This is a genomic window from Streptomyces sp. NPDC013455, assembly GCF_040632975.1.
GTDB lineage: Bacteria > Actinomycetota > Actinomycetes > Streptomycetales > Streptomycetaceae > Streptomyces.
Genome location: NZ_JBEYCX010000009.1, coordinates 239,755 through 263,818, shown reverse-complemented (window position 1 = coordinate 263,818; position 24,064 = coordinate 239,755). Strand labels below are relative to the sequence as shown.

Genomic DNA, 24,064 nt, shown 5'->3' with positions numbered 1-24,064 from the left:
GACCGGAAAAGCCGAAGGCCCCACGCGGCGGACACGCAGGGCCTTGGGACCGGGAAGAACCTCAGACGGCCTCGGCCACGGCCGTCGGCGCGGCATCCGCACCGTCGCCGCCCTCCGCGGGCGCCGGCTTCTGCGGCCCGCCCTTGAGCGGCACCTCCTTGACGAACAGCGCGGCGATCAGCACCAGGACCGCGATGCCCGCGCCGAGCAGGAACGCGGAGTGGGTCCCGGAGGACACCGCGTGCTGGTACGCCTCGCGCGCCGCCGCGGGCAGCTTCTCCAGGCTCTTCGCGTCCAGCTGCGCCGACTTCTCGGTGATGTTCTCGCCCAGCGCGCCGGCCCGCTCGGCCATGACGTCCTGGACCCGGTGGTTGAACAGCGCGCCCATGATGGCCACGCCGAAGGAGGAGCCGAGCGTACGGAAGAGGGTGGTGGACGAGGAGGCCACGCCCATGTCCTTCATCTGGACGCTGTTCTGCGCGACCAGCATGGTGATCTGCATCAGGCAGCCCATGCCGGCGCCGAGCACGGCCATGTAGACGCCGGAGGTCAGGCGGGAGGTGCCGGTGTCCATCAGGGACAGCAGGTACAGGCCGGCGATCATCAGGACGCCGCCGGCGATCGGGAAGACCTTGTAGCGGCCGCTGTTGGTGGTGACCCGCCCGGCGACCATGGAGGTCACGAGCATCGCGCCGAGCATCGGCAGGAGCAGCAGGCCGGAGTTGGTCGCGGAGGCGCCCTGCACCGCCTGCTGGTAGAGCGGCAGGAACAGCGTGGCGCCGAACATCACGAAGCCGGTGATGAAGCCGATGACCGACATCAGGGTGAAGTTGCGGCTCTTGAAGATGTGCAGCGGGAGCACCGGCTCGGTGGCCCTGGTCTGCCAGAACACGAACCCGACCAGCGCGGCCACGCCGATGCCGGTCAGCTCCATGATCCGCGCGGAGGTCCAGGCGTACTCGGTGCCGCCCCAGGTGGTGACCAGCACGATCGAGGTGATGCCGACGGTCAGCAGGACGACGCCGAGGTAGTCGATGCCCGCCTTGGCCCGCTTCTTCGGCAGGTGCAGCACGGCGGTGACCAGCGCGAGGGCGACCGCGCCGAGCGGCAGGTTGATGTAGAAGGCCCAGCGCCAGCCCCAGTTGTCGGTGATGGTGCCGCCGACCAGCGGGCCGCCGATCATCGCCAGCGCCATGACGCCGGCCATCATGCCCTGGTACTTGCCCCGCTCCCGGGGCGGGATCAGGTCACCGATGATGGCCATGACGCCGACCATCAGACCGCCGGCGCCGAGGCCCTGCACGGCCCGGAACCCGATCAGCTGGCCCATGTCCTGGGCCATGCCGCTCAGCACCGAGCCGATCAGGAAGATCACGATCGAGCTCAGGAAGGCGCCCTTGCGCCCGTACATGTCACCGAGCTTGCCCCAGACCGGGGTGGAGGCCGCGGTGGCCAGGGTGTAGCCGGTGACGACCCAGGACAGGTGCTCCAGGCCGCCCAGTTCGCCCACGATCGTGGGCATGGCCGTACCGACGATCATGTTGTCGAGCATCGCGAGCATCATCGCGATCATGAGCGCGAGCAGCACCACCCGCACGCTTCTGGGCTGTTTGCCCTCTACGACGTTCCCGACCGTGTCCGCCATCGCCTTCTCGTCTCCCCCTGCGGCTACTTACTTGCCGCCCGGCTAGTTCTCACTACACTGGGAAGGTAGACGCGCTACTAGCCGGGCGTCAAGTAAGTAGCCGCGGGAGCGCGAGGAGTACGAGGATGGGCGTCACCATGGACGGCACCAAGCATCAGCGCCGCGGCAACACCCGCCAGCGCATCCAGGACGTGGCGCTCGAACTCTTCGCGGAGCAGGGCTACGAGAAGACCTCCCTGCGGGAGATCGCCGAGTGCCTCGACGTCACCAAGGCGGCCCTGTACTACCACTTCAAGACGAAGGAAGAGATCATCGTCAGCCTCTTCGAGGACCTGACGAAGCCGATCGAGGACCTGATCGAGTGGGGCAGGCGGCAGCCGCAGACCCTGGAGACCAGGCAGCTGATCGTCCGCCGCTACAGCGAGGCCCTCGCGGGCGCCGAACCACTCTTCCGGTTCATGCAGGAGAACCAGGCGACGGTCCGGGAGCTGCGCATCGGCGACACCTTCAAGGACCGGATGCGGGGACTGCGGGACATCCTCATCGATCCGGGGGCGGAGCTGGTGGACCAGGTGCGCTCGGTCAGCGCGCTGTTCACGCTGCACGCCGGGATGTTCGTCATGCAGGACCTGGAAGGCGACCCCGAGAAGAAGCGCGAGGCCGTTCTCGAAGTCGCCCTGGACCTCGTCACGCAGGCGCACGAGCACACCCGCGAGCGGGGTTAGATCAGACCGTCACGCCCTTGGCGCGCAGGAACGCGACCGGGTCGACGGCGGAGCCGTAGTTCGGGGTCGTACGGATCTCGAAGTGCAGGTGCGGACCCGTGGAGTTGCCGGTGGAGCCGGACAGGCCGATGTGCTGACCGGTCTTGACGACCTGGCCGATCTTGACGTCGACCCGGGACAGGTGCGCGTACTGCGAGTACGTGCCGCTGCCGTGCTTGATGACGATGGCGTTGCCGTACGCCGGGCCGTCGCCGCCGCCGTTGGGGCCGGCCTTGACGACGGTGCCGCCGTGCGCGGCGACGATCTCGGTACCGGTCGGGACGGCGAAGTCCTGACCGCTGTGCTTGGCGGCCCAGTGGCTGCCGGCCTGCGCGAAGCCGGCGGAGAGCGTGTACTTCTTCACCGGGTCGACCCAGGCGGTGGCGGACGCGGTGGCGGCGCTCGCGACCCCGGTCCCCAGCACGGCCGTGGCGCCGAGACCGGCAGCCAGGACAGCCACGCGGTTGCGGTGCGAGGACGTACGGGCGGAGCGGGACGTGAAGCGTCGGAACATCGGGACCTCGTGAGCTAGGGGACGGTGGGCCATCCGGCAGACAGACGTCCACGGGGGACGTTCACCGGAGCGGCCATCCCTTGATAGCCGAACAACTCGATATCACTCAAAGACCCCATGTACGGCTACAGGTAGTAGAGCACTGCAAAACCGGCATCTCCCGACAGACCTCTCACTCGCAGGGCACCGGCCCCTGACGACGGTATTCACCTGGGCGGATTCGAGATCGAAAGTCCCTTTTATCCATCTATTTCGGCTCACTATTTCCTTTAGTACGTGACGCACGCCATGTGCGGCTTGTCACCGCTCGGGCAAAGCGGCGAGCCCGGAAATGTGACGCAGACCCCTAGCCACCTACTGTCCGGTAACCCTACGGTTCCCCTCGCGCCATCCCCACCTCAGATCATGCCCCTGACATTTCGGGACCCGTACGGACGCGCGTACGGACGTGAGAGGACCCCCACGATGACCACACGCCCCTGGGCGCGCCGCATGACCGTGACCGCCGTCTCCGCGGCCGCCCTGGCCGCGCTGGCCGCCCCGGCCGAGGCCGCGGACACGACGAGTTCCGCCACCGCGGCCGCCAAGGTCGACTACGCCACCTGGCAGCGGGACTGCCAGGTGGTCATGGACCAGGCCCTGCCGTACCTGAAGCAGCGCATCGCCGCCGCCCGGCCCGGCGAGAAGCAGGCCATCGTCTTCGACATCGACAACACCACCCTGGAGACGGACTTCGGCTTCAGCTACCCCCAGCCGGCCAACAAGCCCGTCCTGGACGTCGCCCGCTACGCCCAGGAGCACGGCGTCTCCCTCTTCTTCGTCACCGCCCGCCCCGGCGTCCTGTACTGGCCCACCGAGTACAACCTCGAACACGACGGCTACGAGGTCACCGACCTGCGCGTGCGCGGCCTGTTCGACCTCTTCAAGGACGTCGCCGCCTACAAGACCGCCCAGCGCGCCGACATCGAGAACGACGGCTACACGATCATCGCCAACATCGGCAACAGCCCCACGGACCTCTCCGGCGGCCACGCCGAGAAGACCTACAAGCTGCCGGACTACGACGGGCAGTTGTCGTAACACCGGCCGGATCCGCTGGTTAGGCTCCATCCGTACGTCGACGCACACGGGGGTGGTGGCGGATGGAGCCGGCGGTACTGGGCAGCAAGCTGGCCTCCAGCTTGATCGGCCCGCTGGTGAAGAAGCTGTTCGTGCAGGACGGCCCGGGTGCGGGTATGGCCGACCGGCCGGTACGGCTGTCCGCACTGGTGTCGTTCCGGGGCGAGAAGCGCACCCTGGGCGAGAAGGACGTCCAGCGGCTGGCCGAGCGGATCGTGGCGCAGGCGGTGGAGTCACCGGGCGAGCCCCCGTTCCCGGCCGAGGAGCAGGCAGCCGTCGCCGCCGCGCTCGCTCGGCGCCTGCTCGCCCTGGGCGACCTGGACATGGACGACGTACAGGCCGTACGCCTGGGGCACCAGGAGCTGGCCAAGCGGCTGAACTACGGCTCCGCCGCCGACGGCCTGTCCGCCGTCGACGGCCTGTCCGCCGACGCCTGCTACTTCCTCGACTCGGCCACCGAGTGGGCGTGCCTGCAGATCGTGGACTTCTTCACCCGGCGCTCCTCCTTCGTACCCCGCACCCTCGTGGAACAGAGCCGCTACTACGCCGAACTCATCGCCCGGGTCGACGAGTTGATCTCCCGCGTCCCGCGCCCCGACGCCCGGGACACCGACTTCGAGCGCCGCTACCTGCCGTACGTCGCCGCCCAGCACGACCACATCACCATCTACGGCATCGACCTGCGCGACTCCCCCGACCGCTGGCCGCTGGAGGTCGCGTACCTCAGCCTGGAGGCGACCACCGCGCAGGAGGCTCCGCCGGAGGCACTGCCGGGTGAGCGCCCGGCCGTCACCACGGGCCGGCTGCCCGCCGAGGAAGCGCTGCTGACGGACTCCCGTGTCCTGGTGCGCGGCGACGCCGGGTCCGGCAAGACCACGCTGGTGCAGTGGCTGGCGGTCACGGCGGCCAGGGACGGCGGCCGCATCCCCTACGTGCTGCCCCTGCGCACCCTGATCCGCACGGGCCCCCTCCCACCGCCGTCCGACTTCCTCAGGGCGGTGAGCTGTCCGCTGACCCCGCCGGAGGGCTGGGCGGAACGCGTCCTGACGGCGGGCCGCGGGCTGGTCCTGGTGGACGGCCTGGACGAGATCCCGGCCGCCGACCGCAACCGCACCCGCGACTGGCTCCGCTCCCTGCTCGCCGCCTACCCCGGCAACGCATGGCTCCTGACCTCCCGCCCCACCGCCGTACGCGCCGACTGGCTGGCCCAGGAGGGCTTCCGGGAACTGGCGCTGGCCCCGATGCGCCGCTCGGAGGTCGCCACCTTCGTGCACCGCTGGCACGAGGCGGCCCAGGCACCGGAGTACGAGGGTCCGCTCCTGGACTCCCTGAGCACCAAGCGCGACCTGGCCCGGCTGGCCACCAACCCCCTGATGTGCGGCCTGATCTGCGCCCTCCACCGCGAGCGCCGGGGCTACCTCCCCACCGGCCGCAAGGAGCTGTACGACGCCGCCCTCACGATGCTGCTGGCCCGCCGGGACCGGGAACGGGGGATAGGTGCCGACCTGGGCGAGGAGGCCCGGCTGGAGCTGCTCCAGCGGCTGGCGTACGCGCTGGTGCTGAGCGGACGCACGGAGATGGACGTCGATACGGCCGAGGGCATCGTGGAGCGGTGTCTGCCGACGGTGGGGTCGGCGCAGGGGGACGCGGCGACGGTGCTGCGCGACCTGCTCCTGCGCAGCGGCCTGCTGCGCCAGCCGGCCGAGGGAGTGGTGGACTTCGTCCACCGCACCTTCCAGGACTACCTGGGCGCGCGGTACGCGGTGGAGGAGGGCCACCTGGACGTCCTGGTCGGCCATGCCGACGACACACAGTGGGAGGACGTCATCCGCATGGCGGTGGCGCACGCCCGCCCCCGTGAAAGAGCCGCCGTCCTCCGTCGCTTGCTGGAGCGGGACACCCCTCGGCTGACTCTGCTGGCGCTGGCCTGCCTGGAGCACGCGGCGGCTTTGCAGCCGGAGGTGCGGGCGGAGGTGGAGTCACGGGCCGCCGCGCTGATACCGCCGCGTACGGCGGCCGATGCCCGGGCGCTTGCCGAAGCGGGTCCGCTGGTGCTGGAGCTGCTGCCGGGGCCGGAGGGGCTGACGGACGAGGAGGCGCACGGGGTCACGGTCACCGCCTCGCTGCTCGGCGAGGAGGAACCGGAGGGAGCGATGGCGGTGCTGCGGCGGTTCCGCGAACATCCGGATCTGGACGTGCGGCGCCAGCTCGTCGGGACGTGGGGCCGGTTCCCCGCCGAGGAGTACGCGGCCGAGGTGCTGGACCATCTTCACCGCGCGCGGCTGCGGATGCTCTGCGAGTCGGAGGAGCAGCGCACGGCTCTGGCCCGGATGCGGCCGTGGCCCGACCTCACCATCAGGGGCGCACACCGGGTGGAGGACATCCTGGCCGCCATGCCGGCTCCCGGGACGGTGCGGTCACTCACCCTGTCGGACAACCCCCACCTCACCGATCTCAGCGCCTTGTTGTCGTTCGGCTCGCTGAACCAGCTGTGGGTCGACGACTGTCAGGCGGCCCACGGTGTGGAGCATCTCCGCGCGCTGCCGCTCACACTGTTCGGCTGCTCGGGCCTCGCCGATGTGACAGGACTGCGGTTCCTGCGGTCGCTCACCTCGCTGACCCTGAGCCAGGAACTGCCGGGCACCGCTCTCACCGACACTCTGCCGGTCGACGCACCGCTGGAATTCCTCTTCCTCGGCGCGCACAGCACCGACCGGACGGGGCTGCGCGGGCTGGAGAGCCTGACGAATCTGCGGGTGCTGAGCCTTGGGCCGCTGACGACGCCGCCGACGGCCGGCGACTGGCGGGCGATTGCCCGGCTTCCGAAGCTGAACGAGCTCTACCTGAACGCGAAGATCATCCGGGACTTCCCCGACTCCGTCGCACACATGCCGGAGCTGCCCGCGATCGAGACGCTCCGCGTGCCCGTACTGCTCGGCACCGAGGACCTGTCGGGCCTCGCGTCCCGGTTGCCGGGGCTGCGTTCCGTGATCCTGGCGAACCGGACCGGGCACTCCTTCCCGCTCTCCCGCTTCGCCCGCCTCTTCCCCGGAGCGGAAGTCAGCCTGGACCGGCGCTGAGAACGCCGAAAGGGGCCGGTGCCCAGAAGGCACCGGCCCCTTTGTCGGCCGACGGCAGGGCGCTTACGCGTCCTTGCTCAGGTTCGGGCCGGCGCCGCCGGCCGCCTGCTCGATCGGCGGGACGTCGGGCAGTGCCGACTTCTCCTCACCGCGGAAGGTGAAGGTCTGGGCGTCGCCCTCGCCCTCGGTGTCCACGACCACGATGTGACCGGGGCGCAGCTCGCCGAAGAGGATCTTCTCGGAGAGCGTGTCCTCGACTTCGCGCTGGATCGTGCGGCGCAGCGGCCGCGCACCCAGCACCGGGTCGTAACCCTTCTTCGCCAGCAGCTCCTTGGCGGACTGGGAGAGCTCGATGCCCATGTCCCGGTCCTTCAGGCGCTCGTCCACCTTGCTGATCATCAGGTCGACGATCCGCAGGATGTCGGCCTGCGTCAGCTGCGGGAAGACGACCACGTCGTCGACACGGTTGAGGAACTCGGGACGGAAGTGCTGCTTCAGCTCGTCCGACACCTTGTTCTTCATGCGCTCGTAGTTGGTCTTCGTGTCACCCGCGGCGGCGAAGCCGAGGTTGAAGCCCTTGGAGATGTCCCGGGTGCCGAGGTTGGTCGTCATGATGATGACCGTGTTCTTGAAGTCCACGACCCGGCCCTGGGAGTCGGTCAGGCGACCGTCCTCCAGGATCTGCAGCAGCGAGTTGAAGATGTCCGGGTGGGCCTTCTCGACCTCGTCGAAGAGGACGACGGAGAACGGCTTGCGGCGGACCTTCTCGGTCAGCTGGCCGCCCTCTTCGTAACCCACGTATCCGGGCGGGGAACCGAAGAGACGCGACACCGTGTGCTTCTCGCTGAACTCCGACATGTCGAGGGAGATCAGCGCGTCCTCGTCACCGAAGAGGAACTCGGCGAGCGCCTTGGACAGCTCGGTCTTACCGACACCGGACGGGCCGGCGAAGATGAACGAGCCACCCGGACGCTTCGGGTCCTTCAGACCGGCACGCGTACGGCGGATCGCCTTCGACAGCGCCTTGACGGCGTCGTTCTGGCCGATGACCCGCTTGTGGAGCTCGTCCTCCATGCGCAGCAGGCGGGAGGACTCCTCCTCCGTGAGCTTGAAGACCGGGATGCCCGTCGCCGTGGCGAGGACCTCGGCGATCAGCTCGCCGTCGACCTCGGCGACGACGTCCATGTCGCCGGCCTTCCACTCCTTCTCGCGCTTGGCCTTGGCGGCCAGGAGCTGCTTCTCCTTGTCGCGCAGCGAGGCGGCCTTCTCGAAGTCCTGCGAGTCGATCGCGGACTCCTTGTCCCGGCGGACGGCGGCGATCTTCTCGTCGAACTCGCGCAGGTCCGGCGGAGCGGTCATCCGGCGGATGCGCATCCGGGAACCGGCCTCGTCGATCAGGTCGATCGCCTTGTCCGGCAGGAAGCGGTCCGAGATGTACCGGTCGGCCAGGGTGGCGGCCTGGACCAGGGCCTCGTCCGTGATCGAGACGCGGTGGTGCGCCTCGTACCGGTCGCGCAGGCCCTTGAGGATCTCGATCGTGTGCGGCAGGGACGGCTCGGCGACCTGGATGGGCTGGAAGCGGCGCTCCAGGGCCGCGTCCTTCTCCAGGTGCTTGCGGTACTCGTCCAGGGTGGTCGCACCGATGGTCTGGAGCTCACCGCGGGCCAGCATCGGCTTGAGGATGCTCGCCGCGTCGATGGCGCCCTCGGCGGCACCCGCACCGACCAGCGTGTGCAGCTCGTCGATGAACAGGATGATGTCGCCGCGGGTGCGGATCTCCTTGAGCACCTTCTTCAGGCGCTCCTCGAAGTCACCGCGGTAGCGGGAGCCGGCGACCAGCGCGCCGAGGTCCAGCGTGTAGAGGTGCTTGTCCTTGAGGGTCTCGGGCACCTCGCCCTTGACGATGGCCTGGGCGAGGCCCTCCACGACGGCGGTCTTGCCGACGCCGGGCTCACCGATCAGCACCGGGTTGTTCTTCGTACGGCGGGACAGCACCTGCATGACCCGCTCGATCTCCTTCTCGCGCCCGATGACCGGGTCGAGCTTGGACTCACGAGCGGCCTGGGTGAGGTTCCGGCCGAACTGGTCCAGGACCAGAGAGGTCGAGGGGGTGCCCTCGGCCGGGCCGCCGGCGGTGGCGGTCTCCTTGCCCTGGTAACCGGAGAGCAGCTGGATGACCTGCTGCCGCACCCGGTTGAGGTCTGCGCCCAGCTTGACCAGGACCTGGGCGGCGACGCCCTCGCCCTCGCGGATCAGGCCGAGCAGGATGTGCTCCGTGCCGATGTAGTTGTGGCCCAGCTGAAGGGCCTCGCGGAGCGACAGCTCCAGGACCTTCTTGGCACGGGGGGTGAAGGGGATGTGCCCGGACGGGGCCTGCTGGCCCTGGCCGATGATCTCCTCCACCTGCTGGCGGACCGCCTCAAGCGAAATGCCGAGGCTCTCCAGGGCCTTAGCGGCGACACCTTCGCCCTCGTGGATGAGACCCAGGAGGATGTGCTCGGTGCCGATGTAGTTGTGGTTGAGCATCCGGGCTTCTTCCTGAGCCAGGACGACAACCCGCCGCGCGCGGTCGGTGAACCTCTCGAACATCGTTAATCGCTCCTCAGAGCGGTCAGGCAGTGGGGGGAACTTCCCCTCCCTGTCCTTCCGCAGCTTAGTCCCGCAAGCGGGGACCGCTCATTCCAACTGCCGACACCGTCGATGGCCTCCTGACCCCGAACGCCGACATCTGCTCCAACCCGATGGTGCGAGACGATGTTCCCGCAGGCCAGGCAGTTACCCCAGTCGCCAGTACGCCGATGGCGAACGTGAGACGGCCCGTCCTGCGTGTCGCCCCCTCCCACTAGGCATGTCTTACCCGCAGGGACGGACACTCCATGCGGCGCGCACCGGTTCCCTCCGCTATGGGCGAACAACCTTGCGCCTCCCCGGACCCCCGAGCGCCCCCTTTTGCGGCACTGTGCGCAGCCGACAGGGCACCCAGCGTAACCCGACGGCCGCTCCGGCGGTTGCACTTGGCATGGTTGGCTCCGTCCCCACGACCTCCACGGTCCCTCTTCCGCGCCGGCCCCCCGGTCCGGATGCGCCCGGCCCCGATGCGCCGTCCGCCGGCGGCCCTGCCACGGGGATGTCCTCCACCGGGATTCCCCGCCGCGGACCCGGGGCCCGGGCCCGGCTCTGGTACGAGAACGGTCTGGGCTGGCCGACCGCGCCCGGGCGGCCGCTGCGGCTGCTCACGGGGGTGCGGTTCGACGTCCTGGACGTGCCGGCCGAGGCGGGCGCGGGTGCGCTCCGGCATCTCGCGCCGGGCTCTCCGGTGGCCCTGCGGGGCGACCGGATGCAGCTGCTGGTGGCCGCGGGCAGCGCGGAGGAGCTGCCCGGTCTGCTGGACTGGCTGGAGTGGGGCGCCGTCGATCTGGACCTGCGGGTCCTCGGGGCGGGCGGCTCGTTGGAGGCCCCGCCGCCGCCCGCGGCGGCCGCGGCCGCCGCGGAACCCGGACCGGTCCGGTCCGCACCCGCGCGCGGAAGGAGCGCGCCCATGCGCGCCGGCGCCGTGCGGGGGGCCGCTTCGTGGCTGCGGCCCCCCGAGCCGGGAGGCGAGGCTGGTGCCTCGCTGCCGGCGATGCCGGCCGTGGGGCGCGAGGGGAGCGCCCCCGATCTCGTACGACTGGTGGACACGGTGGCAGCGCACTGTCACCGGATCCGGCTGCGGCGCGCGTGCGCCGGGCATCCCGCCGACCGGCGGAATCAGCCGTTGGCCTTCTCGTAGGCCTCACGGATGGACGCCGGGACGCGACCGCGGTCGTTGACCTCGTAACCGTTCTCCTTCGCCCAGGCGCGGATCGCCGCGGTGTCCTGGTTGCCGCCGGAAGCGGCACGCGCCTTTCCACGCCCGCCGGAGGTACGGCCACCGGTACGGCGTCCGCCCTTCACATAGGGGTCGAGAAGGCCACGCAGCTTGTCCGCATTGGCAGTCGTGAGATCGATCTCATACGTCTTGCCGTCCAGCGCGAACGTCACGGTCTCGTCCGCCTCGCCGCCGTCGAGGTCGTCGACAAGAAGGACCTGAACCTTCTGTGCCACCGCATTTCCTTTCATCGATAACGTTGAGGGCCAGGGGGTGTGCGGCGTCCGCCGTTTCGCCGCCCCTGTTATATGCAGTACTGCAGTACGTCGGAAAGCAAACCGCTTTTGCCGGAAAAACACAAACCCCCGGGAGTGACTCAGCAGACCACCGGCGTCCGGAAACATGCGCGTTTCGGACATAGGGCACCGGGGCAATGACGATCACAGATGCAGAAGCATCCGGCTGTTGCCCAAGGTGTTCGGCTTCACTCGTTCGAGACCGAGGAACTCCGCGACGCCCTCGTCATAGGAACGCAAGAGCTCCGCGTAGACATCGGTGTCGACCGGCGTCTCCCCGATCTCCACGAAGCCGTGCTTGCCGAAGAAGTCCACTTCGAAGGTCAGGCAGAAAACCCGGCGAACGCCGAGCCAGCGGGCGGTCTGGAGCAACTTCTCCAGCAACTGGTGACCCACGCCGGCGCCCTTGAGGCCGGGCTTCACCGCCAGAGTGCGGACTTCCGCCAGGTCCTCCCACATGACGTGCAGGGCACCGCAGCCGACCACCTCGGCGTTGTCGTCGCGTTCCGCCACCCAGAACTCCTGGATGTCCTCGTAAAGGGTGACCATGGCTTTGTCGAGCAGGATGCGGTCGCGGACGTAGGCGTCGAGGAGGTGGCGCACGGCGGGGACATCGCTGGTCCGGGCCCGTCGGACGGTGATGGCTTTTGCGGAGACTTCGGGACGCTCTGCTGACATGAGCGGACGCTATCGCCCGTCGGTCTCCCCCGCGGCGCCGGGGTTCTGCTCTTGCCGGGCTTCGGGGGCTTCCTGTTGCCGCACTTCGGGGGCTTCCTGGGTTTCTTCCGGTCCCTGGACGATGCGTACGGCGTCCCTGAGGGCCTGGCGCTGTTCCTCGCTCATCATCCCGAAGAAGGCGACGAGAGCGGCGGCCGGGTTGTCGCTCTGCGACCAGGCGTCGTTCATCAGGGCGGCGGCGTAGGCGGCGCGTGTCGACACGGCCTCATATCGATAGGCCCGGCCTTCCGCCTCGCGGCGCACCCAGCCCTTCTGATGGAGATTGTCCAAAACGGTCATCACGGTGGTGTACGCGATCGAGCGTTCCCGCTGGAGGTCTTCCAGGACTTCTCGAACGGTCACCGGGCGGTTCCACTTCCACACCCGCGTCATGACCGCGTCTTCGAGTTCTCCCAAGGGGCGAGGCACAGCTCAGAACAATAGTGGGAGATCCGGGCAATGGCGTGCCGGACGTGCGCTAGGACCGCAAACAGGAACAAAAAGGGCGTACGGCTCGGAAAGGATCGGGGTGAAGGGCCGTACACCGGAGCGGGCGCGGGCCGGCGGGGCGCCACAGGGCCCCCGCCGCAGCGTGCCGTCGTCCGCTCAGGCGTCGCCGGCGGCGGACGTCCCGCGGGCACCCTCCGCGCGGGCGAGGGCGGCGTCGACGGCCGCGTCCTCCTTGGCCTTGGCGGCGCCGCCCTGGGTCTTCACGATCACCCTGACCACACCGACGAAGAACACGGCCATGACGACCGGCGGCACGAGCGCGGAGACGTAGTCCATGCCTCCAGGGTAGCCAGCCGGGAACGGGCGAAAGGGGCGGGGTGCACGAACCGCCCACCGGCGGGCCGGTGGGCGGTGGGCGGTGGGCCGGCGGGCCGGCGGGCGATGGGCCGGCGGGCGGCGGGCCGGTGGGCCGGCGGGCGGCGGGCCGGTGGGCCGGTAGGCGGTGGGCCGGCCGGCGGGCGGTCGGCCGAGGGGGTGGAGGGGCGGAGGGCTCGAGGGGCGGGTCAGCCGGCGGCCAGCTGGCGGGGCTCGGCGGGCGGGGCCGGCTTGCGGGGCGGGAAGACCTCGCCCGGCGTGGGAATGGGCCGCTTCGGCGCCGCGGGTCCCGGCGCCGCCGGCCCCGGCTCCGGTGCGGGCCGCTCGGCGGGCCCCGGCGCGGGCTTCCGCGGGGGCGTGGCGGGCTTCTCGGCCTGCCCCTCGTCCTGCCGGGCCACCGGCTCCCCGGCGCCGCCCGCGAGGGCCAGCAGGCGCGTCCGCGCGGGCGGTACGGCCGGCGCCGGCACCTTCCGCGCGCCCTGCGCGAACCGGGCCCGTACGTCCTGCTCGGCCAGCGCCTGGCAGCGGTCCAGCAGTGCCGCCGCCGCGGGATTCCCGCGCAGCGCCCGGAGCGCGGCGAGGTCGTCCGGCGTCGGCCGGTGCCCGGCTCCCAGGACCTCCTCCAGCAAGGCCAGGTACCCGGCGGCGGTGCCCGGCAGGGCGGCCCGGTACCGGCCCAGGTCGGCCACCAGGAAGGCGCGCAGTCTGGCCCCCTCGCGCATCGCCTCGTCGAGCGACTCGGCGAGCCGGTGACAGTCCTGCACGTCCTCGGCGGAGGCGTGGCCGGGGTGGAGGGCGAGGGCGAGGGCGCGGCGGAGCACACGCAGCTCCTCCACGCCGAACGCCATGCCGCCGCGGGATCCGTATGGCGTGGGCATGCGGCGACGCTACCGTCTAATCGGACAAAAGCGATCAATACGGACGTTGTTTCGCCGCGTGTCGCTCAGCGTTCCCCCGTCCGGGGCCACCGGGCTTGCCCCGTGCGGGGCCACCGGCGGAACCCGTGCCTCACCGGCGGGGCCGGTCGCCGCGCGGGCGCCGGCCGCTCCTCACAGGCGTGAGACGTTCCGCTCGTACACCAGGCGCAGACCGATCAGCGTCAGCCACGGCTGGTGCTCGTCGATCACCGAGGACTCGCCCAGCACCATCGGCGCGAGCCCGCCCGTGGCGATCACCGTCACGTCGTCCGGATCGTCCGCCAGCTCCCGCGCCATCCGGCTGACGACCCCGTCGACCTGGCCGGCGAACCCGTACACGATGCCCGCCTGCATGGCCTCGACCGTGTTCTTGCCGATGACGCTGCGCGGCCGGGCCACCTCGATCTTCCGCAGCTGGGCGCCCTTGACGCCGAGCGCCTCCACCGAGATCTCGATACCGGGTGCGATCACCCCGCCGACGTACTCCCCGCGCGCGGAGACCGCGTCGAACGTGGTCGCCGTACCGAAGTCCACGACGATCGCCGGACCGCCGTACAGCTCGACGGCCGCGACCGCGTTGATGATCCGGTCCGCGCCGACCTCCTTGGGGTTGTCGGTGAGGATCGGCACGCCCGTCTTCACGCCGGGCTCCACCAGGACGGCCGGCACGTCGCCGTAGTACCGCCGGGTGACCTCGCGCAGTTCGTGCAGCACCGAGGGGACGGTCGCGCAGATCGCGATGCCGTCGATGCCGTCGCCCAGCTCCTCGCCCAGCAGCGGGTGCATGCCCATCAGGCCCTGGAGCAGCACGGCCAGCTCGTCCGCCGTGCGGCGCGCGTCCGTGGAGATGCGCCAGTGCTCGACGATGTCCTCGCCGTCGAACAGACCGAGGACGGTGTGCGTGTTGCCGACGTCGATGGTGAGCAGCATCGCCGTTACTCCGCCTCGCGCAGGTCCAGGCCGATGTCCAGGATCGGCGAGGAGTGGGTGAGCGCGCCGACGGCCAGGAAGTCCACGCCCGTCTCGGCGTAGGCGCGCGCGGTCGCCAGCGTCAGCCGCCCGGACGCCTCCAGCAGCGCCCGGCCGCCGACGATGCCCACGGCCTCCGCGCACTCGCCCGGCGTGAAGTTGTCCAGGAGGATCAGGTCGGCGCCCGCCTCCACGACCTTGCGCAGCTGGTGCAGGGTGTCGACCTCGACCTCGATCGGCACCTCGGGGAAGGCTTCCCGTACGGCCTTGAAGGCCTGCGCGACGCCGCCGGCGGCGACCACGTGGTTGTCCTTCACCAGGGCCGCGTCGGACAGCGACATGCGGTGGTTGACGCCCCCGCCGCAGCGCACGGCGAACTTCTCCAGCGAGCGCAGGCCCGGGGTCGTCTTGCGGGTGTCGCGCACGCGTGCCTTGGTGCCCTCCAGCGCGTCCGCCCACGCGCGCGTGGCGGTCGCGATGCCGGACAGCCGGCACAGGATGTTCAGCGCGCTGCGCTCGGCGGTGAGCAGGTCACGCGTGCGCGTGGTGACCGACAGCAGCTTCTGCCCGGCCTCGATCCGGTCGCCGTCCTCCACGTGCCGCTCGACCTCGAACTCGTCCGTGCAGACCACGGAGAGCACGGCCTCGGCGACCCGCAGGCCGGCCACGACGCCCGCCTCGCGCGCGGTGAAGTCGGCGGTGGCCACCGCGTCCTCGGGGATGGTCGACACGGTCGTCACGTCCACGCCGCCGTCCAGGTCCTCCTGGATGGCGACGTTGGCGATGTCCTCGACCTCCACCGGGTCGAGCCCGGCGGCGGCCAGCAGCTCGGCGAGCGCGGGGTCGAGCCCGCACTCCAGGTACTCCTCCTCGCCCTCGGCGCCGCAGGCGCAGCCGTCGCCGCAGCCACCGGTCGGGGCGAGGGGAAGGTCGTCGGTGCTCACGTCTGTCACTGCTCCTGGGGCGGTTGTTACCGGATAGGGGGGAAGTCTGCGGTGTCGGTGGTGCGTACGGCCAGCGACCGGTCCGGGTTGAGCCGTACGACGATGTGGCGCCGCCAGTTCGTGTCGTCGCGCCCGGCGCAGTCCTCGCGCCAGTGGCAGCCGCGGGTCTCCTCGCGCCGCCGGGCAGCGGCGACCAGGACCCGGGCCACGCACAGGAGGTTGGTCGCCTCCCAGGTGTCCACGCCGGGCTCGGCGGTCTTGCCGTTCTCCGCCAGCGCCTCCCGGGCCTCGCCGTGCAGCTTCTGGAGCTGGTCCGCGGCCCTGCCGAGGGACTCCTCGGAGCGCAGCACGCCCGCGCCCTCGGTCATGATCCGCTGGATGGCGAACCGGGACTCGGCGGCGAGCAGCGGGTGCGCGGGCCGGTCCGGCTGGGGGACGGGCGCGGGCACGCGCGCGAGGAGGCCGCCCGCGGACCGCTCGGCGGCGATGTCGGCGGCGATCCGCTCGGCGTAGACGAGTCCTTCGAGGAGGGAGTTCGAGGCCAGCCGGTTGGCACCGTGCACGCCGGTGCAGGCGACCTCGCCGCACGCGTACAGGCCCGGCACGGTGGTCCGGCCCCGGGCGTCGGTGCGGACGCCCCCGGAGGCGTAGTGGGCGGCCGGGGCGATCGGGATGGGCTCGGTGACCGGGTCGATGCCGTGGGCCCGGCAGGCGGCCAGGATGGTCGGGAAGCGGTGCTCCCACATGTCGGCGCCGAAGTGCCGGGCGTCGAGGAACATGTGCTCCGCGCCCTGCTCCAGCATCCGCCGCAGGATGCCCTTGGCGACGATGTCGCGCGGCGCCAGCTCCGCCAGCTCGTGCTGGCCGACCATGAAGCGCACGCCGTCCCGGTCGACCAGGTGGGCGCCCTCACCGCGCACCGCCTCCGAGACGAGCGGCTGCTGCCCCTCGGCCTCCGTGCCGAGGAAGAGCACGGTCGGGTGGAACTGCACGAATTCCAGATCGCTCACCTCGGCGCCCGCGCGCAGCGCCAGCGCCACGCCGTCGCCGGTCGACACCGAGGGGTTGGTGGTCGCGGAGAACACCTGGCCCATGCCGCCGGTCGCGAGGACGACCGCGGGGGCGTGGACGGCGCCCACGCCGTCGTGCTGGCCCTCCCCCATCACGTGCAGGGTGACCCCGGCCGCGCGGCCGTCGGCGTCGGTCAGCAGGTCCAGCACGAGCGCGTTCTCGATCGTGCGCAGCCCGCGCGCGTGGACGGCCTCCACGAGCGCCCGGGAGACCTCCGCGCCGGTGGCGTCGCCGCCCGCGTGCGCGATCCGGCGCCGGTGGTGGCCGCCCTCGCGCGTGAGGTGGATGCCGCCCTCGTCGTCGGTGTCGAAGTGGGCGCCGGTGGAGATCAGCCGCCGTACGGCGTCGGGGCCCTCGGTGACGAGGATCCGTACGGCCTCCTCGTCGCACAGGCCCGCGCCCGCCACCAGCGTGTCGTCGAGGTGCTGTTCGGGGGTGTCGCCCTCGCCGAGCGCGGCCGCGACGCCGCCCTGCGCCCAGCGGGTGGAGCCGTCGTCGAGGCGCGCCTTGGTGACGACGACCGTCGTCAGGCCCGCCGCCTCGCAGCGCAGGGCGGCGGTGAGACCGGCCACACCGGAACCGACGATGACCACGTCCGCGGAGATGGACCACCCGGGGGCGGGTGCGTGCAGTCGTATGCCTGTGCTGGTCACGAGGCGGCTCCGAGGGATCCGAAGGTGAGGGGGATGTTGTCGATCAGCCGGGTCGTGCCGACCCGGGCCGCGACGGCGAGGACGGCCTCGCCGGTGAAGTCGTCGCCGATCTCGGTGAAGTCGGCGGGGTCGACCAGCGCCAGGTAGTCCAGCCGGAGCGGCGGGTCGAAGCGGACGGCCTCGTCCAGGACCTGGCGGGCGGCCGCCCGGACGGCCGCCGGGCCGCCCGGCGCCGCGGTGGCCACCGCGTGCGCGTCGGCCGCCGCGCGGGACTCCCCTATGGCGCTCAGCGCCTCGGCACGCGCGCGGGTGGAGGGCACCTCCCGGGCCCGCGCGCGCAGCGCCTCCTGCGCCGCGTGCCGGTCCCGGCCGGCGAACAGCGCGCGGGACAGTGCCAGCGCGGTACGGCGCTCCGGTGCCGAGAGGTAGCGGTTGCGGCTGGACAGGGCGAGCCCGTCCTCCTCGCGCACGGTCGGCACGGCGACGATCTCGACGCCGAAGTTCAGGTCCCGCACCATGCGCCGGATCAGCGCCAGCTGCTGGGCGTCCTTCTGCCCGAACAGGGCGGCGTCGGGGCGGGTGAGGTGCAGCAGCTTGGCGACGACGGTGAGCATGCCGTCGAAGTGGCCGGGCCGCGAGGCGCCCTCCAGGCGCGCGCCCATGGGGCCGGCGGTGACGCGCACCTGCGGCTCCCCGCCCGGGTAGACCTCGTCCACGGAGGGCGCGAACACGGCGTCGGCGCCCGCCCGCCCGGCGAGCTCCAGGTCGGCGTCCAGGGTGCGCGGGTAGCGGTCCAGGTCCTCGCCGGCCCCGAACTGGAGGGGGTTGACGAAAACCGTGACGACGACCTCGCCGTCCGGGCCGGCGATTTCGCGCGCGGTGCGGATGAGGGTGGCGTGGCCCTCGTGCAGGGCGCCCATGGTCATGACGACGGCGCGGCGGCCGTCGCGTGCGCGCGCGTGGAGTTCGCCGGCGGTGCTCAGCAGGACGGTGGTCATCGGTCGTTCCCCTCGGTGCCGGTCGTGCCGTCGGTGCCGGTCGTGCCGCCGGTCGTGCCGGCCCCGTCGGCGAGTACCCCGAGCAGGTCCTCGGCCAGCTCCGGCTTCAGCAGTCCGTGGGCGAGCGCGCGGTCGGCGGTCGCGCGGGCCATCGCCAGGTAGCCCGCCACGGCCTGCGGTGCGTGCCGGCGCAGCTCGCCGACGTGCGCGGCGACCGTGCCCGCGTCCCCGCGCGCGACCGGCCCGGTCAGGGCGGCGTCGCCGGAGCGCAGGGCGTTGTCCAGGGCGGCGCCGAGCAGCGGGCCCAGCATCCGGTCGGGCGCCTGCACGCCGGCCGTGCGCAGCAGCTCCATGGACTGGGCGACCAGGGTCACCAGGTGGTTGGCGCCGAGCGCGAGGGCCGCGTGGTACAGCGGGCGGTTCCGCTCGTCGATCCACTCCGGCTCGCCGCCCATCTCGATCACCAGGGCCTCGGCGGCCAGCCGCAGCTCCTCGGGCGCGGTGACGCCGAAGGAGCAGCCCGCGAGGCGCTGGACGTCCACGGGCGTGCCGGTGAAGGTCATCGCCGGGTGCAGGGCCAGCGGCAGCGCGCCCGCCCGCAGCGCCGGGTCGAGGACCTTGGCGCCGTACCGCCCGGAGGTGTGCACGAGCAGCTGCCCCGGCCGTACCGCGCCCGTCTCGGCGAGCCCGGCGACCAGGCCCGGCAGGGCGTCGTCGGGGACCGTCAGCAGCACCAGGTCGGCGCGCTGGAGCACCTCGGCGGGCGGCACCAGCGGAACGTCCGGGAGCAGGGTCTCGGCGCGCCTGCGGGAGGCGTCGGAGACCCCGGAGACGGCGACCGGGCGGTGCCCGGCGAGCTGGAGCGACGCGGCCAGCGCGGGGCCCACGCGACCGGCGCCGACGACGCCGACGGTGAGCCGCGCGGGGCGGTCCTTGAGGTCTTGCTGGTGGACTGTACTCACGCGACGGCGGCCTTCCCGTTCCAGTCCGCTCTGGGTACCGGACGATTTCTCGTCATGTTAACGCTATCGGGTCCGGCGGCGGCCGGCCGTCCACAGGCTGTGGGTTTCCCCACGCCGCCGCGCCGGTGCCGGCCGCCCCGGAAACCGGGGTGCCGCGGCGCGGGCGGGCGCGGGATGATCGCGCGCATGAGAGACGCGGCGGAGCAGGACGGTATGCGGTCGGTGCGGGAGCGGCGGACGGCCCTCCAGCGGACGGCGCGGGTGCTCGCGCGCCCCGGCTTGCGGGACACGATCCGCGAACGGCTGGCGGAGCTGATGGAGACGGCGCCGGGGGTCTACGACCTGGACGAGCCGGGCGACCTGTACGGCGACGGGATCGTGGCGCACCTGGAGGAGCGGGTCGCCGCCCTGCTCGGCATGGAGGCCGCCGCGTTCTTCCCGACGGGCACCATGGCGCAGCAGGTCGCCCTGCGCTGCTGGGCCGCCCGCACCGGCAGCCCCACGGTCGCCCTGCACCCGCTCGCCCACCCCGAAGTGCACGAGCGCAACGCCCTGCGGGACGTCGCCGGCCTGCGCCCGGTGCACGTGACCACCGCGCCCCGGCTGCCCACGGCCGCCGAGGTGGAGGACTTCGAGGAACCCTTCGGCACCCTCATGCTGGAGCTGCCCCTCAGGGACGCCGGTTTCGTGCTGCCCACGTGGGAGGAGCTGACCGAGGTCGTCGCGGCCGCGCGGGAGCGCGACGCGGTGGTGCACTTCGACGGCGCGCGCCTGTGGGAGTCCACCGTGCACTTCGGCCGCCCGCTGGCGGAGGTCGCCGGCCTCGCCGACACCGTCTACGTGTCGTTCTACAAGTCCCTCGGCGGCTTCGGCGGTGCCGCGGTCGCCGGCCCGGGGACGCTGATCGAGGAGGCCAGGGCCTGGCGGCACCGGTACGGCGGCATGGTCGTGCAGCAGTTCCCCACGGTGCTGTCGGCGCTCGCCGGCCTCGACCGGAAGCTGCCCCGGCTGCCCGCGTACGTGCGGCACGCGCGCGTGGTGGCCTCCTCACTGCGCGAGGGGCTGGCGGACGCCGGGATGCCCTGGTCGCGCGTCCACCCGGCCGAACCGCACATCCACCAGTTCCAGGTCTGGGTGCCGTACGACGCGGACGTGGCGGCCGAGGCGGCCGTGCGGCAGGCCGAGGAGACCTCGGTGCTGCTGTTCGCGGGCGGCTGGGAGCAGGCGGGCCCCGGGCTGGCGTGCACGGAGGTCACGGTGGACGAGGCCGGTCTCGACTGGACGGCGGAGCAGGTACGGGCGGCGGCCGGCGCGTTCGTGGCCCGGCTGCCGGGGAGGGCCTGCCAGCAGGCGTCTGGTCGGTCGGGCCCGGCCTGATCGGCGAGACGGCGAGACACCCCCTGGCCGGGAACCGGCGTGCCGGGGGCGGGCGTGCCGGGGGCGGGCGTGCCGGGGGCGGGCGTGCCGGGGGCGGGCGGGCCGGGGCGCCCCGCCGGGCGGCCGGACCGGTGCGCCCCGGCGGAGCCGGCGGCCGCCGCGGTGTCAGCCGTGGCCGCCCGCCCGCACCAGCCCCGTCTCGTACGCCAGCACCACCACCTGGACCCGGTCCCGCAGGCCGAGCTTGGTCAGGATGCGGCCCACGTGCGTCTTCACCGTCGCCTCGCTCAGCACCAGCCGCGCCGCGATCTCGCCGTTGGACAGGCCCTGCGCGACCAGCACCATCACCTCGCGCTCCCGCTCGGTGAGCCGCTCCAGCTGCTGGTGGCGGGGCTCCTTGCCGGTGGAGGGCAGCATCGGCGCGAAGCGGTCCAGCAGGCGCCGGGTGGTGGAGGGCGCCACGACGGCGTCGCCGCTGTGCACGGCGCGGATCGCGGCCAGCAGGTCACCGGGCGGCACGTCCTTGAGCATGAAGCCGGAGGCGCCCGCCTTCAGCCCCGAGAACGCGTACTCGTCCAGGTCGAACGTGGTCAGGATGAGCACCTTCGGCGCGTCCGGCTCCAAGCAGATCCGCCGGGTGGTCTCCACGCCGTCCAGCTTCGGCATCCGGACGTCCATCAGGATGACGTCGACGGCGGTGGACCGCAGCACCTGGAGGGCCTCCACGCCGTCGCCCGCCTCCGCGACGACCTCCATGTCCGGCTGGGCGGCGAGCACCATCCGGAACCCGGTGCGCAGCAGCGCCTGGTCGTCGACGAGCATCACGCGGATCGTCATCGGGTCCTCTTCCGTGTCTTCGGTTGCCGGCTTCGGGGGCCGTGGGGGCGTACGGGTGGCGTACGCAGGCGGCGTACGGCGGGTCAGTGCGCCGGTTTGAGCGGCAGCAGGGCGCTGATGCGGAATCCTCCGCCCGGGCGCGGCCCGGCGTCCAGCGTGCCGCCGACCATCCCGACGCGCTCGCGCATGCCGATCAGGCCGTGGCCCTGCCCGTCGGCGCCGCCCTCCTCGTACAGCTCGTGCGGGGCACCCTTGCCGTCGTCCTCCACCAGCAGGCCGAGACCGTCGTCGAAGTAGACCAGCCGTACGCTCGCGCCCGCGTTCGGCCCGCCGTGCTTGCGGGTGTTGGTCAGCGCCTCCTGCACGATCCGGTACGCGGTCAGCTCCACGCCGGTGGGCAGCGGGCGCGGGGTGCCCTCCACCTTGAAGTCGACCGGCAGGCCGGAGCTGCGGCACTGCTCGACGAGGTCGTCGATCTGCTCGACGTCGGGCTGCGGGACGTACTCCCCGGTCTCCTGGTGCTCACCGGTGCGCAGCACGCCCAGCAGGCGGCGCATCTCGGCCAGGGCCTGGCGGCCGGTGGAGGAGATCGTCTCCAGGGCCTTCCTCGCCTGGTCGGGCGCGGCGTCCATGACGTAGGCGGCGCCGTCGGCCTGCACCACCATCACCGACACGTTGTGCGCGACGACGTCGTGCAGCTCGCGCGCGATGCGGGCGCGCTCGGCGGCGACCGCGACCTTCGCCTGCGCCTCGCGCTCCTTCTCCAGGCGGGCCGCGCGCTCCTCCAGCTGCGCGAAGTAGGCGCGCCGGGTGCGCATGGAGTCGCCGAGCACCCAGGCGAGGGCGAAGGGCACCGTCTGGAAGACGGCGATGGCGATCTGCCCGGCGAAGCTGCTGTGCGGGTCCGGCCAGCGGATCTGGGCCACGGTCGCCGCGCACAGGCTGACGGCGAGTGCGAGCCGGGAGGCCCAGCGGACGCCGACCGCCGCGACCGTGTAGGTGATCACCAGCATGGCGAAGTCGGCGACGGTCGTCTCCACGTCCAGCACCAGCTGGGCCAGCCCGGTGAGGAGGGCGAGCAGGAGCATCGGCTCCGGGAAGCGGCGGCGCAGCGCCACGACGGCGCACAGGACGACGGAGACGGCCATCACCAGGGGGATCGTGCCGTGGCGGCCGGGCACCCCGTCGAGATTGACCGCGCTCAGCCCGGACACCCCGAGCAGGACGACGGCCCAGAAGGCGTCGACCCATGTCGGGTGGTGGCGGAGGAAGTCGTAGAGGCGCTGCACGTAACCCAGAGTAGGGAAACGGGATGTGTGCGGGAGTCAACCGAGGGGCCGATCCGTGCTCCGCGCACATACTCCGCAAGGTGGAGGCCGTGATCATCTGTGTGCCTAGTCTGGTGCCGTGACGGATGAGACGAGGCGGCGGGGATCCGGCGGGGATCCGGGCCCGCGCGGCTGGCGCGCGGCGGCCGAGGCGGCGCTGTACGGACCCGGCGGCTTCTACCGGCGCCCGGAGGGGCCGGCCGGTCACTTCCGCACCTCCGTGCACGCCTCCCCGCTCTTCGCGCGGGCCGTGGCCCGGCTGCTGTGCCGGGTCGACGCGGCGCTCGGCCGGCCCCCGGTACTGGACTTCGTCGACATGGCCGCCGGGCGGGGGGAACTGGTGGCGGGGGTGCTCGCCGTCCTGCCGTCGGACGTGGCGGCACGCACGCGCGCGTACGCCGTCGAGATCGCCGACCGCCCGGCCGGGCTGGACGCGCGGATCACCTGGCTGAGCGAACTCCCGGACGCCGTCGACGGGCTGCTGTTCGCCAACGAGTGGCTGGACAACGTCCCCGTGGACGTCGTCGAGGTGGACGCCTCGGGCGTGCCCCGGCTGGTCCTCGTCGCGCCGGACGGCACCGAGCGGCTCGGGGAGCCCGTGACGGGCGAGGAGGCCGGCTGGCTCGCGCGCTGGTGGCCGCTGCCCGCCGAGGAGGGACTGCGGGCGGAGATCGGACTGCCCCGGGACCGGGCCTGGGCGGCGGCCGTGGACCGGGTGGCGCGCGGACTGGCGGTGGCCGTGGACTACGCGCACACCGTGGACACCCGCCCGCTGTTCGGGACGCTCACCGGCTTCAGGGAGGGCCGCGAGACGACGCCCGTGCCGGACGGCTCCTGCGACCTCACGGCACACGTCGCCCTGGACGCGTGCGCGGCGGCGCCGGGCGCGGCACGGGCGCCGTCCGGCACGGCGCAGCGGACCGCCGAAGGGGCGCGCGAGCTGGCCGGCGCGCGCGTGCTCACGCAACGCGCTGCCCTACGCGCTCTCGACATCACCGGCGCACGCCCCTCGCTCGCGCTGGCCTCCACGGACCCCTCCGCCTACGTACGCGCCCTCGCGAGCGCCGGCGAGGCCGCCGAGCTCACGGCACCGGGCGGCCTCGGCGACTTCGGCTGGCTGCTCCAGCCGGTGGGCATCGGCGATCCCCTGGGGCGCGGCTCCCAGGAGGTGCAGGAGATCTAGATCCCAAGCCGTACGAGG

General features: G+C 72.3%; 21 protein-coding genes. 6 read left to right on the top strand and 15 right to left on the bottom strand.

Annotated elements, in window-relative coordinates; genetic code table 11:
• Positions 1 to 61 precede the first annotated feature (61 nt).
• Entirely contained in the window at positions 62 to 1,645 is a 1,584-nt protein-coding gene (locus ABZ576_RS17570) for an MDR family MFS transporter (protein WP_360741071.1), read from the bottom strand.
• 125 nt (positions 1,646 to 1,770) lie between these two features.
• On the opposite strand from ABZ576_RS17570, the gene ABZ576_RS17565 reads away from it, so the two are divergent.
• The gene (locus ABZ576_RS17565) at positions 1,771 to 2,370 is read left to right on the top strand and encodes a TetR/AcrR family transcriptional regulator (protein ID WP_360741069.1); all 600 of its coding nucleotides are present in this window, start codon (positions 1,771 to 1,773) and stop codon (positions 2,368 to 2,370) included.
• 1 nt (position 2,371) lies between these two features.
• Here the strand turns inward: ABZ576_RS17565 and ABZ576_RS17560 are convergent, their stop codons facing one another.
• The gene (locus ABZ576_RS17560; RefSeq protein WP_360741067.1) at positions 2,372 to 2,923 is read right to left on the bottom strand and encodes a M23 family metallopeptidase; all 552 of its coding nucleotides are present in this window, start codon (positions 2,921 to 2,923) and stop codon (positions 2,372 to 2,374) included.
• A gap of 465 nt (positions 2,924 to 3,388) precedes the next feature.
• Here ABZ576_RS17560 and ABZ576_RS17555 point away from each other — a divergent pair, with 465 nt between their 5' ends.
• Positions 3,389 to 4,003 carry an HAD family acid phosphatase gene (locus tag ABZ576_RS17555; RefSeq protein ID WP_360741065.1) on the top strand — a complete coding sequence of 205 codons (615 nt, stop codon included), beginning with the start codon at positions 3,389 to 3,391 and terminating at the stop codon, positions 4,001 to 4,003.
• Positions 4,004 to 4,065: 62 nt separating this feature from the next.
• Positions 4,066 to 7,122, top strand: coding sequence for an NACHT domain-containing protein (locus tag ABZ576_RS17550; RefSeq protein ID WP_360741063.1), 3,057 nt, complete (start codon positions 4,066 to 4,068; stop codon positions 7,120 to 7,122).
• A 63-nt stretch (positions 7,123 to 7,185) separates the two neighbouring features.
• Here the strand turns inward: ABZ576_RS17550 and ABZ576_RS17545 are convergent, their stop codons facing one another.
• Positions 7,186 to 9,711: an ATP-dependent Clp protease ATP-binding subunit gene (locus ABZ576_RS17545; protein WP_360741061.1), complete on the bottom strand. Its 2,526-nt coding sequence runs from the start codon at positions 9,709 to 9,711 to the stop codon at positions 7,186 to 7,188.
• A 538-nt stretch (positions 9,712 to 10,249) separates the two neighbouring features.
• On the opposite strand from ABZ576_RS17545, the gene ABZ576_RS17540 reads away from it, so the two are divergent.
• Entirely contained in the window at positions 10,250 to 10,891 is a 642-nt protein-coding gene (locus ABZ576_RS17540) for an SCO3374 family protein (protein WP_360741060.1), read from the top strand.
• On the opposite strand, the gene ABZ576_RS17535 is transcribed toward ABZ576_RS17540, so the two are convergent.
• The 10 genes from ABZ576_RS17535 to ABZ576_RS17490 form a co-directional block, all read right to left on the bottom strand.
• Positions 10,870 to 11,205, bottom strand: a complete 336-nt coding sequence (locus ABZ576_RS17535) for an Lsr2 family protein (protein WP_360741058.1) — start codon at positions 11,203 to 11,205, stop codon at positions 10,870 to 10,872. The two genes, ABZ576_RS17540 and ABZ576_RS17535, sit on opposite strands and share 22 nt — an antisense overlap.
• Positions 11,206 to 11,409: 204 nt before the next feature.
• Positions 11,410 to 11,943: an amino-acid N-acetyltransferase gene (locus ABZ576_RS17530; protein ID WP_360741056.1), complete on the bottom strand. Its 534-nt coding sequence runs from the start codon at positions 11,941 to 11,943 to the stop codon at positions 11,410 to 11,412.
• A gap of 9 nt (positions 11,944 to 11,952) precedes the next feature.
• Entirely contained in the window at positions 11,953 to 12,411 is a 459-nt protein-coding gene (locus ABZ576_RS17525) for a BlaI/MecI/CopY family transcriptional regulator (protein ID WP_360741054.1), read from the bottom strand.
• A gap of 177 nt (positions 12,412 to 12,588) precedes the next feature.
• Entirely contained in the window at positions 12,589 to 12,768 is a 180-nt protein-coding gene (locus tag ABZ576_RS17520) for a hypothetical protein (protein WP_360741052.1), read from the bottom strand.
• Positions 12,769 to 12,995: 227 nt separating this feature from the next.
• A complete protein-coding gene (locus ABZ576_RS17515) occupies positions 12,996 to 13,655 on the bottom strand; it encodes a hypothetical protein (protein ID WP_360741129.1) in 660 nt (219 codons plus the stop codon).
• A gap of 201 nt (positions 13,656 to 13,856) precedes the next feature.
• Positions 13,857 to 14,654: a type III pantothenate kinase gene (locus tag ABZ576_RS17510; RefSeq protein WP_030651508.1), complete on the bottom strand. Its 798-nt coding sequence runs from the start codon at positions 14,652 to 14,654 to the stop codon at positions 13,857 to 13,859.
• Positions 14,655 to 14,659: 5 nt separating this feature from the next.
• Positions 14,660 to 15,637: a carboxylating nicotinate-nucleotide diphosphorylase gene (nadC, locus tag ABZ576_RS17505; RefSeq protein ID WP_360741050.1), complete on the bottom strand. Its 978-nt coding sequence runs from the start codon at positions 15,635 to 15,637 to the stop codon at positions 14,660 to 14,662.
• A gap of 26 nt (positions 15,638 to 15,663) precedes the next feature.
• The gene (locus tag ABZ576_RS17500) at positions 15,664 to 17,361 is read right to left on the bottom strand and encodes an L-aspartate oxidase (protein ID WP_360741048.1); all 1,698 of its coding nucleotides are present in this window, start codon (positions 17,359 to 17,361) and stop codon (positions 15,664 to 15,666) included.
• Positions 17,358 to 18,359, bottom strand: coding sequence for a pantoate--beta-alanine ligase (gene panC, locus ABZ576_RS17495; protein ID WP_360741046.1), 1,002 nt, complete (start codon positions 18,357 to 18,359; stop codon positions 17,358 to 17,360). Before panC ends, ABZ576_RS17500 begins: the two co-directional genes overlap by 4 nt.
• Positions 18,356 to 19,321 (bottom strand): DUF2520 domain-containing protein, encoded by a 966-nt coding sequence (locus ABZ576_RS17490; protein ID WP_360741045.1) that lies wholly within the window; start codon positions 19,319 to 19,321, stop codon positions 18,356 to 18,358. The genes panC and ABZ576_RS17490 overlap by 4 nt, the downstream gene beginning before the upstream one ends.
• A gap of 186 nt (positions 19,322 to 19,507) precedes the next feature.
• Here ABZ576_RS17490 and ABZ576_RS17485 point away from each other — a divergent pair, with 186 nt between their 5' ends.
• Positions 19,508 to 20,698: a beta-eliminating lyase-related protein gene (locus ABZ576_RS17485; protein WP_360741043.1), complete on the top strand. Its 1,191-nt coding sequence runs from the start codon at positions 19,508 to 19,510 to the stop codon at positions 20,696 to 20,698.
• Between the two features lie 165 nt (positions 20,699 to 20,863).
• Here ABZ576_RS17485 and ABZ576_RS17480 read toward each other — a convergent pair whose 3' ends face one another.
• Both ABZ576_RS17480 and ABZ576_RS17475 read right to left on the bottom strand, forming a co-directional pair.
• Positions 20,864 to 21,535, bottom strand: a complete 672-nt coding sequence (locus ABZ576_RS17480; protein ID WP_360741041.1) for a response regulator transcription factor — start codon at positions 21,533 to 21,535, stop codon at positions 20,864 to 20,866.
• Between the two features lie 83 nt (positions 21,536 to 21,618).
• The gene (locus ABZ576_RS17475; protein ID WP_360741039.1) at positions 21,619 to 22,824 is read right to left on the bottom strand and encodes a sensor histidine kinase; all 1,206 of its coding nucleotides are present in this window, start codon (positions 22,822 to 22,824) and stop codon (positions 21,619 to 21,621) included.
• 118 nt (positions 22,825 to 22,942) lie between these two features.
• On the opposite strand from ABZ576_RS17475, the gene ABZ576_RS17470 reads away from it, so the two are divergent.
• Positions 22,943 to 24,046, top strand: a complete 1,104-nt coding sequence (locus ABZ576_RS17470; protein WP_360741037.1) for an SAM-dependent methyltransferase — start codon at positions 22,943 to 22,945, stop codon at positions 24,044 to 24,046.
• Positions 24,047 to 24,064: the final 18 nt, after the last annotated feature.

Coding starts and splice junctions, on each gene's coding strand:
- ABZ576_RS17570 (WP_360741071.1), bottom strand. CDS start 1,645: ATGGCGGACACGGTCGGGAACGTCGTAGAGGGCAAACAGCCCAGAAGC.
- ABZ576_RS17565 (WP_360741069.1), top strand. CDS start 1,771: ATGGGCGTCACCATGGACGGCACCAAGCATCAGCGCCGCGGCAACACC.
- ABZ576_RS17560 (WP_360741067.1), bottom strand. CDS start 2,923: ATGTTCCGACGCTTCACGTCCCGCTCCGCCCGTACGTCCTCGCACCGC.
- ABZ576_RS17555 (WP_360741065.1), top strand. CDS start 3,389: ATGACCACACGCCCCTGGGCGCGCCGCATGACCGTGACCGCCGTCTCC.
- ABZ576_RS17550 (WP_360741063.1), top strand. CDS start 4,066: ATGGAGCCGGCGGTACTGGGCAGCAAGCTGGCCTCCAGCTTGATCGGC.
- ABZ576_RS17545 (WP_360741061.1), bottom strand. CDS start 9,711: ATGTTCGAGAGGTTCACCGACCGCGCGCGGCGGGTTGTCGTCCTGGCT.
- ABZ576_RS17540 (WP_360741060.1), top strand. CDS start 10,250: ATGTCCTCCACCGGGATTCCCCGCCGCGGACCCGGGGCCCGGGCCCGG.
- ABZ576_RS17530 (WP_360741056.1), bottom strand. CDS start 11,943: ATGTCAGCAGAGCGTCCCGAAGTCTCCGCAAAAGCCATCACCGTCCGA.
- ABZ576_RS17520 (WP_360741052.1), bottom strand. CDS start 12,768: ATGGACTACGTCTCCGCGCTCGTGCCGCCGGTCGTCATGGCCGTGTTC.
- ABZ576_RS17515 (WP_360741129.1), bottom strand. CDS start 13,655: ATGGCGTTCGGCGTGGAGGAGCTGCGTGTGCTCCGCCGCGCCCTCGCC.
- ABZ576_RS17510 (WP_030651508.1), bottom strand. CDS start 14,654: ATGCTGCTCACCATCGACGTCGGCAACACGCACACCGTCCTCGGTCTG.
- panC (WP_360741046.1), bottom strand. CDS start 18,359: ATGACCACCGTCCTGCTGAGCACCGCCGGCGAACTCCACGCGCGCGCA.
- ABZ576_RS17485 (WP_360741043.1), top strand. CDS start 19,508: ATGAGAGACGCGGCGGAGCAGGACGGTATGCGGTCGGTGCGGGAGCGG.
- ABZ576_RS17480 (WP_360741041.1), bottom strand. CDS start 21,535: ATGACGATCCGCGTGATGCTCGTCGACGACCAGGCGCTGCTGCGCACC.